At 50.7% G+C, this 944-nt stretch carries 1 protein-coding gene; it reads left to right on the top strand.

The window, feature by feature from the left end; translation table 11 throughout:
- Positions 1-944 (top strand): glutamate synthase-related protein (locus tag R7R24_RS25225; protein WP_318119846.1); only part of this gene is annotated, 944 nt, incomplete at both ends.

Genomic DNA, 944 nt, shown 5'->3' with positions numbered 1-944 from the left:
GCCATGTCTATCGGAGCGTTGAGCCCAGAGGCACACGAAGCACTTGCAACGGCGATGAACCGTCTTGGTGGTTACTCTAACTCTGGCGAAGGTGGTGAAGATCCTCGTCGTTTTGGCACCGAGCGTAACTCGCGAATCAAGCAGATCGCATCAGGCCGTTTTGGGGTTACGCCTCATTACCTAACCAATGCAGACGTACTGCAAATCAAGGTTGCGCAAGGAGCTAAACCTGGTGAAGGTGGTCAGCTACCAGGGCACAAAGTCACGGCAGAAATCGCCAAGCTGCGTTACTCGGTGCAAGGGGTGACGTTAATCTCCCCTCCTCCACATCACGATATTTATTCGATCGAGGATTTAGCCCAGCTGATCTTCGACCTAAAACAAGTCAACCCGAATGCCCTGGTTTCGGTGAAACTCGTCTCCGAGCCTGGTGTTGGCACCATAGCCACAGGGGTCGCAAAAGCTTACGCCGACCTCATCACTATCTCAGGTTACGATGGCGGTACGGCCGCAAGTCCACTGACTTCGGTGAAATACGCAGGTAGTCCTTGGGAACTTGGCCTCGCAGAAACCCAACAAGCACTGGTTGCAAATGGCCTTCGCCATAAGATTCGTCTTCAAGTAGATGGCGGGTTAAAAACAGGGCTAGATGTTGTTAAGGCCGCGATTCTTGGTGCGGAAAGCTTCGGATTTGGTACCGCACCAATGGTTGCTATGGGTTGTAAATTCTTACGTATTTGCCACTTGAACAACTGTGCAACAGGTGTGGCAACTCAAGATGAAACCCTTCGTAAAGAGTACTTTAAAGGCTTACCAGAAATGGTAATGAACTATTTTACTGACCTTGCCGATGAAGTACGCGAGCTACTCGCAGCACTCGGCGTAGAGAAGCTGACAGACTTAATTGGTCGTACTGATTTACTTGAAGCCGTCGAGGGGTTCAC

Source organism: Vibrio sp. 704 (genome assembly GCF_033339295.1).
The sequence above is the reverse complement of the archived record's forward strand: the minus strand, read 5'-3'. Positions and strand labels throughout refer to the sequence as shown.